We start from the raw sequence: 8,830 nt of genomic DNA, 5'->3' as shown, positions 1-8,830 counted from the left end.
CGATGTTGTTCTCGATGGCGAGACCGGGAGCTTGGCCAATCGTGATCGCAACCCCCGAGCCCAAGGTAACTAGGTTTCGCCTCACCGTCATATTGCGAAAGTACGTGTTATCCGAGCCAGCGGCGCTGAAGCTGATGCCTTCGCACCCACCCAGCGAGCTGGTGGCGGTGTCGATGATGTTGTTCTCGATGTTGAGACCATTATATTGACCGTGCGAGACGATAACCCCGGTCGCGCAGGCCCCGGGCGTTCCACCCGCGTTCGAACGCCGAAACTCGTTGTTCACGATCGACGTGCCGGTGGCGACACCAACTCCTGTATTGCTCAGCGGAGTGAGGTAGACGGTGTGCGCCTGATTCCCAGTGACCGGATGCGGGAATCCGCCGTTGTTATCAAAGAAGTTCGCGTCGATGGAGTTGTTCGATCCGTTCCCGAATCCGAGGATTGCGTCAAGGTCATTCATCGTAAAGCGATTGCCCGTGACGCGAACGTTAGAGGCAGTGCCCGACTGCGGTCCTTGGATGGCGAGGCGCATGCGGTCGAAGGTATTGCCACAGACGAGCCAGGAAGAATCGGAGATGGGTGAGCCGCAAACCCCGAGCAGCAACGCCCTTTGATCGTTGTAGACCCCGCCGTTGGGACCGTTATTGGATCCCTGAAAAGCGAGGTTCAGGATGCGGACGCCGTTCGTGCTCCCCGCCTGGCGGGTGATCCAGGCTAGATTCCCGCTGCCGGCGAGCGCAGGTTTCGCCGTGCCTCCCCAAGATGGACTGTAGTCCCGGATGTCACACGTACTCGTGTTAGCTGGATCGGTGAGGCTCGCTCCAGCGGTACACCTGGAATTGCCCACCCCGAAGCTGCAATAGTTCGGGGTGCTCGTGGAAGCCAGAGCCCACGCTCCGCCCTTGCACAGCGCGATGGTGTCACCCGCGTTCATCGCATTGAACGCGGTGATGGCTGCGGACCACGTCTGCTTGGGAGCGGAGGCGCTGGTGCCGGGGTTCGCGTCGCTCCCCGCGACGCACCCGGCCTGAGAGCCGGCGGCGCAGTCGCAGAAGTAACGGATCGTCCCCGTCGATCGAAGGGGCATGTTCGCACAAGAAGACGACGCCGCTGCGTAGAGGGCCCCGGGCGTACCCGGCGCGACGACATTGGCGATGGCGAGGCCGGTCTTCCCCGCGTAGTCGGCCTGGACCTGGTAGGAGCCCAGCTGGGTGGGCGCGGTGTAGAGCCCGGCACTCGTGATCGATCCGGCCGAGGCGGTCCACACCACGCCGGCGGAGAGGGCTTGCTCCCCGGTAGCGAACGCACCCTGTGCGACAGCCACGAAGGTCCCGGTCCCTGCGGGAGGGAAGCTGGTCATGCCCGGAGTGACCTTGACAGCAGACACCGCATCCTGCGATGCCACGACGCCGGTTCCACAGGATCCGCAAGCGAGCACGCACAAGAGAAAGAGCATGCCGACTGGCCTCGCACGCAGGAATCGGAAAAGTCTCGTCATCGCTACTCCTTAGCGTCCGCGCGCGCAATCTCTGCGCTCGACACTGAACACTGGCCCACGCGACGAGGATGTTGAGACGCGGTACTTGCGCGGAACCTATCGAGGGGGTCGGGTCAACGCAACCCTACACCCGCGCAGCTCACGCCATACGGAGCGTGGAGTCGCGTACCTGGCCCTCCCCCACGGTACGCCTGAGTGCAACCGGGTGTGACTGCAAAAAAACAACCGTCCGAGAGGCGCACGAACGCGGTCGTCCCTCCACTATTCACGCCAGCGAGTCGGGTTCGAGCTCGCCAACATGGACCGGTGTTCGTCACGCGACGCGCTGCGAGCCGGCTTCACGACGCAGACGCGGTGCATGTCACGGAGGTTGAGCGTCAAACGGATTCTGTGCGCGCGAGCGCGTAACGCGATAGGGACTCATGAACTTGCTGGATGCCCGCCGCAAGCTCGAGGCCTGGAGGCGGGACGACAACCAGAACAGCTAAGAGCGAAATCTCCTGAAGTCAGATCCCGTTCAGTTCTGGGTGGAGGTCAAGACACCGTATCTGCCTCTCATTTGGTGTCCACCAAACTGGGGCAACCTCACCCTCCACCAGGAGAGTTGTCGCAGGGTTCTCCTTGCGGTCGGACTCCTTCTCTGCGACACTGTAGGCGGTTCGAGGGGGAGAGTCTGGGACACCTGCAATCCCGAGAGCCAGCCGCGCTGCATGGCTGGAACGCGAAGATTCCCTTCGAGGAGGGCTTCGCGACACGATCGCTTGGCACGAGAGAACGGTCACGGAGTCCATGTGAGCGATACGAGCTATAGCGCGCCCTACGAGTTCCACGGATGGTTGGATTCGGGCCCGCAAGACTACCACGCATACCTGGCACCGAAGGTGCTATCGCTCATCCCACCGAACACGCGGCGAATCGTCGACATCGGGTGCGGAAACGGATACCTGGTCGGCTTGCTCGCCGACCGAGGTTTCGACGTCATCGGCGTCGACGCCTCGGCGGACGGAATCGCGCAGGCGCGAGCCGCACATCCCGGTGCGCGTTTCGAGCAAGTCTCAGTCGACTCCGAATTGCCGCCGAAGATCGGTACGGACTTCGATCTCGTGATTGCGACCGAGGTGATCGAGCATCTCCCTGCGCCGCGGACCCTTCTGCGTGGTGGCTTTCAGTTGCTTCGCCCCGGCGGGCGGATGCTCATCAGCACCCCGTATCACGGGTACCTCAAGAATCTTGCTCTCTCGATAGCAGGCGCATGGGATTGGCATTTCAAAGTGGATTGGGATGGGGGCCACATAAAGTTCTTCTCTACAAAGACGCTGGGGAGGATGGTCCTCGACTCTGGCTTTGAATCGGTCGAGTTCGCGTACGCAGGGCGAACGGTGTGGCTATGGAAGTCCATGATAGCCTTGGCCTCCAAGTCCACGTAGCGTGGAATCGGCCAGAACGCATCCCGCGACGGTAACTAAGCCGGGTCTCGACTTGACATCGCGCCGCTACTGCCTCATCACTCCGTGCCGCAATGAAGCTCGGTTCGCCCGCCGAACCCTGAATTCCGTCGTGGGGCAGTCGGAGCTGCCCGCGCGATGGGTCATCGTGGACGACGGCTCGCAAGACGAGACCCCCAGGATCCTCGCCGAATACGCAGCCAAGTTTCCCTGGCTGCAGGTCTTGAGGCGACCCGATCGCGGGGACCGCAAGCTCGGCGGGGGCGTCATGGAAGCCTTCTACACGGGCTACGACGCCATCAACCCGAGTGAGTTCGAGTACGTCTGCAAGCTCGATCTGGACCTCGATCTTCCGCCACGGTATTTCGAGCTGCTGATGGACCGGATGGAGGCAGACCCCCGTGCAGTTCCCACTCTCTGACACGTCGCGCCTCGTCTCGGAGAAGATCGCGGACGATCACTCGGTAGGGGCGTCGAAGTTCTACCGGATGACGTGCTTCCGACAGATCGGCGGCTTCGTGCGCGAGCTGTCGAGGGACTGCATCGACGGAAACCGCTGCCGCCAGCTGGGCTGGCGGGCGGCATCGTGGGACGACCCGGATCTGCGCTTCCTCCACCTGCGCCCGATGGGCTCGAGCCACAAGAACTGGTGGGAGGGGCGGGTCCGGCAGGGGGTCGCCCAGTACTACATGGGAACCACGCCCGTGTGGTTGCTGGCGAGCGCTGCCTATCGCATGACCCGCCGTCCCTACGTGGTCGGTGGGCTGGCGATGCTCTGGGGGTACTTCCGGAACATGATCCGCCGCGATCCCCGGTACGGTGTCGATGAGTTCAGGCGGTTCGTCCGGCGCTACCAGTGGGCGTGCCTCCTCAAGGGCAAGCTCCGCGCCACCGCAGACCTGGAGGCGAGGCAGGCCGCCAGCTGGGATCCGGCGTCGTGACCGTGCGGTGGATTCGCCCTTCGAATCCGGTTCCGCGGTTGGGGTGTCGATGGTACGAGATCCCCAAGTGAACGATCTTCGGGCCCTCACCCCCGACGCAGACGGTACTCCTCGTCACCAGTTCCGCCGTCGGCGAAGCTCGGCCGAGGGTCCCCCCGGCGGTCCCCTGAAGGTCGCCTACCTCGTCTCTGCCTACCCGCGCATCACCCACTCCTTCATACGGCGGGAGATCCGAGCACTGGAGTCACTCGGCGTCGAGGTGGTGCGCTTCTCCGTGCACCCGCTCGACTCGGACCCGCTGGGGGCACGAACACTCGTCACCGAGGCTGACTGCGAGGAGCATGAACGAACGCGGGCGATCCTCTCGGCGGGCGTCATGGCGTACGCATCGGCCCTGATCGCTGAGGCGCTCCAGCGTCCGGGGGCATTCGCCCGTGCCCTCTTCACCGCGCTTACCATGGGGTGGCGGTCGGAGCGCGGCCTCCTGCGCAACCTGGGGTACCTGGCGATGGCCTCGGTCCTGGTCCGCTGGCTTCGCAAGGAGGGCATCGCGCACCTCCACGCGCACTTTGGCAACAACGCGCCGGCGGTAGCGCTGCTCTGTCGTCAGCTCGGCGGGCCCACCTTCAGCTTCACCGTCCACGGGCAGGAGGACTTCGATACCTTCCGGGAGAAGGCCTCCGACGCCTCGTTCCTCGTCGCGATCAGCAGCTTCGGGAGAGCCCAGTACTACCGCCGGCTGGACCAGCGCGACTGGTCGAAGGTCCATGTGGTTCGCTGCGGGCTGGACCCCGAGCTGCTCACTGCCCCGTTGACACCCGTGCCCGAGGCGCGGCGGCTCGTCTGCGTGGCCCGGCTCTCGCCCGAGAAGGGACACCTAGTCCTGCTGGAGGCCGCGGCCAGGCTGGCCGCCGAAGGGATGAGCTTCGAGATCATGCTAGCGGGCGATGGACCGCTCCGACCCGCCATCGAGGAGCAGCTGAAGACGCTTCGGCTACAGGACCGCGTCCGGTTGTGCGGCTGGATGAGCGAGGAGCAGGTGCGCGAGGCGATCGTCGCGTCGCGCGCCGTTCTGGTCCCGAGCTTCTCGGAGGGGCTGCCCGTCGTCGTGATGGAGGCGCTGGCGCTAGGACGGCCGGCCATCTGCAGCGCGATCTCCGGCATACCCGAGCTCGTCCTGCCGGGTCTTACCGGCTGGCTCGTTCCGGCGGCATCGGTCGAGGCCTTGGTGCGGGCGATGCGGGAAGCGCTGGAGGCGCCGCGGGCCCAGCTCGAGACCATGGGCCGTGCCGGCGCAGCGTTGGTGGCCGAGCGTCATGACGTCCGGCGGGAAGCCCGCAGGCTGCTGGAGCTCTTCAGGTCGGCGACGGAAGCAACGGCACCGTCCGGTCCGGCGGTCCCTCGCACCGGCTGAACGAGCCGGACCGCGCGGCGCTCCCGCGAATCGTCGTCGATCTGCCGGGTCAGGACAGCGACGATGGCGATGATCGCGAAGTACACGTACGAGACCTCGGTTTGGCGCCAGACCCACTCGAAGAAGCCGTGCGCGTAGAAGATCATCAATCCTACACCCAGGCCAAGGAGAACATCGCCTCGACGGTCGTGTCGCATTCGAAGGCCGTACCGAAGCGCCGACGCGAGCGGGACGAGGAAGAGGACGACGAGCGCAACGACCCCCGCGTAGCCCATCTCTGCCGCCGTCAGCGTGTAGATATTGTGGACAAGCGCCACGCGCTCACTCCACGTGAGCCCACTGCGGTCTGCGTATCCACCGAAGAGCAGCTGGGACATGAAGGCGTTTGGCCCGACCCCGAGCGGATGCTCGTGCAGCATCAGAGACGCAGCGAACTCCAGCTTCTCCCGGTGCTCCATCGACCGGGCTCTCTCTTCGGCGGTGCGGGATTCGATCTTACTGAGTGCCATTGGGACGGACGCCGCGGCGAGGACGAGGCCGATCATGCAAATCCAGGCTTTGCGAACGGTGTATCGCCTGAACGCGGAGCCGAGGAACACGAGCGCGCTGCCCGTGCCGAGGAAGAGCAAGGCTCCTCGCGACACGGTGAAGAGCGCGGCGGCGAGGGCGGCGATCGGCGCCAGCCTTGTGAGCAGGGAAGTAGGGCCCGCGAGGATGAGCGCGAGCGGCGCCATCACGACCAGATTCAGCAGGGCGCCGAGGGTGTTCTGATGGGCGAAGCTCCCGTTGGCCTGGAAGAGCCCCAGGCCGTAGTGCTGCCACAACACCAGAACACCCTCGTAGACGAGCCCGAGCGTCATGCCACGGAGGATCGCCGCGGGCACCGGCCGGTCCTCGCCTGCTCGCCAGACGACCGCGAACAGGAGGTACATGCGGCCGAGCTTCCACGCGTAGCCGGCCGAGAGCACCAACCACTGCGCCTGGGTGGCGGACAAGAGGGCGACGAGGAGGTAGAGTACGAGGGGGAATCGGTACGGCAGCGGTCTGGCGGGCCGCCGGTACGCGAGCAAGAGGGACAGGACGAGCCAGTCGATGATCCCGACCTCGAGGCCGTGCGTGTCCCCAGGGTACTCTGCGAAGAAGTAGAGGGAGTAACTCGGGGCGGCGTAGAAGGGCAGGAAGCCGATCAGCGCCCACGCGAGATGTCGGAGCGCCGGGCGTTCTCGGAGCCATCGGCCCGCAGGATACAAACACAGAGCGGCGACGATGAAGACAACCCACTTCACGGGTGCGCCGACCGCAGTGTGAGGCCTGCGGCCGCGGGCTCACCCGTCTTCGGCTCGCGCGTCACGTCGGTCCCAGGTCCATCGGTCAACGCCACGAAGGCGGAGCACACGAGTTCGACGATCCTCTCTTTGATCGTCACCGCGGAATCTCCGATCGCTTGCGAGGTCCCGTGGATTCCACCCTTCAGCGGCCGATATCAAATGACGTCTATCATGGATCTCGCCACGGGCGAGGCTCGATCGCCGCTATAGTACAGCGCTATAGTACAGGAGAATATCCGCAATGAACGTCGGATGTAGAATGATGACCATCAAGGCGCATGTATGATTGGTCTGTTGCCTCTTGATCTGGGATTTCATTCGCTCGACTTCCTGCGGGGGGGGTGGTGTCGACGATTCGCGGGTGCGATGACCCCGGGTCCCTCGCCATGATGGAGCTGAAACGGGTGTGCCGGCGGCCGCACTACCGCGTGCGCGACGGGGCGCTGTACTTCCTCGCTTCGACTCGCCCGGTCACGACCGTTTCCAATGAGGAGCTCGCGACCTGGGAAGCGCTGGCGACCGGAGACTCGCGGGAGAGTCTGCGTCGCCGGGTCGGCCCCGGCGCGGATGCGGCGATCGCGCGCTTCCTCGAGCTCGGTCTCTGCGACGAAGTGGGTTCCTTCCCGCCCGGACGGCGGCGGGCAATCGTCGTCGAACCTCACAGCGACGACGCTGCGCTCAGCGTCGGCGGAACCATGTGGCTCCGTCGCAACGAGCTGGAGTTCGACCTCGTGACGGTGGCGAGCCGCAGCAACTTCACCAGCTACTTCCTCAGCGACCGCGACTTCCTCAAGGTGGAGGAGGTCACCGCGATTCGGAATGCGGAGGGCGCGGCGTTAATCCGCCAACTCGGCGGGAGTCATCGCGCGCTCGGGGAGAACGAGGCCACCCTGCGGTATCGCGATGAGGACTGGTCCCTGCAGTTCCTACGCTCTCATCGCGTTTCGGTGTCCGCGTTCAACAACCGCCAGGCGCTGGAGTCCGATCTCGCCCGCTGGAAGGCGGCGCTGCGGCCCGTATTCGAGCAACTCGATGGCGCCGAGCTCTGGTTGCCTCTCGGAATCGGCAACCACTCCGATCACGAACTGGCGCGGAACGCCAGTCTCTCCCTGCTTGCCGAGGATCCCGACCTCGCTCGCACGAGCGTGGTGCGGCTGTATCAGGACGTGCCGTACGACTCGACGCACATCGACCACCTCGGGCGCGTCCTGCGAGAGCTGACCAACGCCGGCGCGATCGCGTTGCCGGAGCACGTCAGCATCAAAGAGGCCTACCAGCGCAAGCTCGAGCTGCTGTCCGTCTACGCCTCGCAGTTCAAGGTGCCCGCCATCGAGCATGGAGTCGACGCGAGCAGCCGCGTCGGCGCGCACGGGCAGGACCGGCTCGAGCATCTCTATCGTCTCGAACGACGGCCTGGCCGCCTGTCACCGCTCAGGATGACGCTCGGCGCCCCTCAGGTGCAGGTCGTCCTCCCCCACATGCGCAGGTGGCTGAAGCGGCACGCTCGCGCGCCGCTCATCCGCATCCTCGCGATCCTTCCGCCGGGGCGATGGCACGAAGACGTGCGGCTCCTTGCGGCGTTGTTCCCTGCCGCCACTTTCGAGCTCTACGCGCCTCCCGCGGCCGCGGCCGAGGCCGATGAGGTGCATTTCCCTCGCGTCGAAGTCCACCACGTTCCGGCAGGCGCAGGCGCGTGGGCACGCACCGCTCTGCGTCTCGCCCTGCGTCGCCCTTCGCCAACGCTGATCTTGTCGGGCCCTCGCTACCTCGAAGCGCGCCTCTTCGGACTCCTCTGGCCCCTGTCCGACACCATCGTCGTCCGCGCCATGGACCATTTCATGCTCGCGCTCAATGAGGCCCGGCGCAGCCCGGGGACCGATTGACGCGCCGCTTGTTGGAACCCGGGAGCGCCAGATAGAGTGGGCAGCCTTGAGCCGCCGAGGCAAGGCGGGGAAGGCTCGACGACTTGACGCCCGGCGTCGGCATCGTGGTCATCGGTCGCAACGAGGGCCAGCGCCTCCGGGCGTGCCTGGCTTCGGCCGCCCGCACAGGTTTGCCGGTCATCTACGTGGACTCCGGGTCGACCGATGACAGCCTCGCGATCGCGCGTGCGGCGGGTGTGGACACTCTCGCGCTCGATCCTTCGCGCCCATTCACTGCGGGCCGCGGGCGGAACGAAGGCCTCCGGCGCCTGCTCGAAC

5 protein-coding genes and 2 pseudogenes (2 of these 7 running past the window's edge) are annotated in these 8,830 nt (G+C 65.5%); 5 read left to right on the top strand and 2 right to left on the bottom strand.

From position 1 onward, the window contains the following. Nucleotides 1-1,501, bottom strand: a pseudogene (locus E6J58_22280) (hypothetical protein); it reaches 110 nt to the left of the window's first position. 527 nt (nt 1,502-2,028) lie between these two features. On the opposite strand from E6J58_22280, the gene E6J58_22275 reads away from it, so the two are divergent. From E6J58_22275 to E6J58_22265, 3 genes and pseudogenes are all read left to right on the top strand, one after another. Next, a complete protein-coding gene (locus tag E6J58_22275; protein ID TMB32656.1) occupies nt 2,029-2,928 on the top strand; it encodes a class I SAM-dependent methyltransferase in 900 nt (299 codons plus the stop codon). A gap of 52 nt (nt 2,929-2,980) precedes the next feature. Beyond that, a pseudogene (locus E6J58_22270) lies at nt 2,981-3,887 on the top strand (glycosyltransferase family 2 protein). 166 nt (nt 3,888-4,053) lie between these two features. After that, the gene (locus E6J58_22265) at nt 4,054-5,301 is read left to right on the top strand and encodes a glycosyltransferase family 4 protein (GenBank protein TMB32724.1); all 1,248 of its coding nucleotides are present in this window, start codon (nt 4,054-4,056) and stop codon (nt 5,299-5,301) included. Here E6J58_22265 and E6J58_22260 read toward each other — a convergent pair. After that, nucleotides 5,202-6,587 (bottom strand): O-antigen ligase family protein, encoded by a 1,386-nt coding sequence (locus E6J58_22260; protein ID TMB32655.1) that lies wholly within the window; start codon nt 6,585-6,587, stop codon nt 5,202-5,204. The two genes, E6J58_22265 and E6J58_22260, sit on opposite strands and share 100 nt — an antisense overlap. 428 nt (nt 6,588-7,015) lie before the next feature. On the opposite strand from E6J58_22260, the gene E6J58_22255 reads away from it, so the two are divergent. Beyond that, nucleotides 7,016-8,512: a hypothetical protein gene (locus E6J58_22255; GenBank protein ID TMB32654.1), complete on the top strand. Its 1,497-nt coding sequence runs from the start codon at nt 7,016-7,018 to the stop codon at nt 8,510-8,512. Between the two features lie 83 nt (nt 8,513-8,595). Further along, a protein-coding gene (locus E6J58_22250) for a glycosyltransferase (protein ID TMB32653.1) crosses the window boundary here: on the top strand, nt 8,596-8,830 show its start. The gene runs 341 nt beyond the window's last position; only the first 235 of its 576 coding nucleotides appear in the window; its start codon is at nt 8,596-8,598; its stop codon lies off the right edge, out of view.

Source organism: Deltaproteobacteria bacterium (assembly GCA_005879535.1).
Classification (GTDB): domain Bacteria; phylum Myxococcota; class Myxococcia; order Myxococcales; family 40CM-4-68-19; genus 40CM-4-68-19.
This window is presented reverse-complemented; position numbering and strand designations above follow the sequence as displayed.

Coding starts and splice junctions, on each gene's coding strand:
- E6J58_22255 (TMB32654.1), top strand. CDS start 7,016: ATGATGGAGCTGAAACGGGTGTGCCGGCGGCCGCACTACCGCGTGCGC.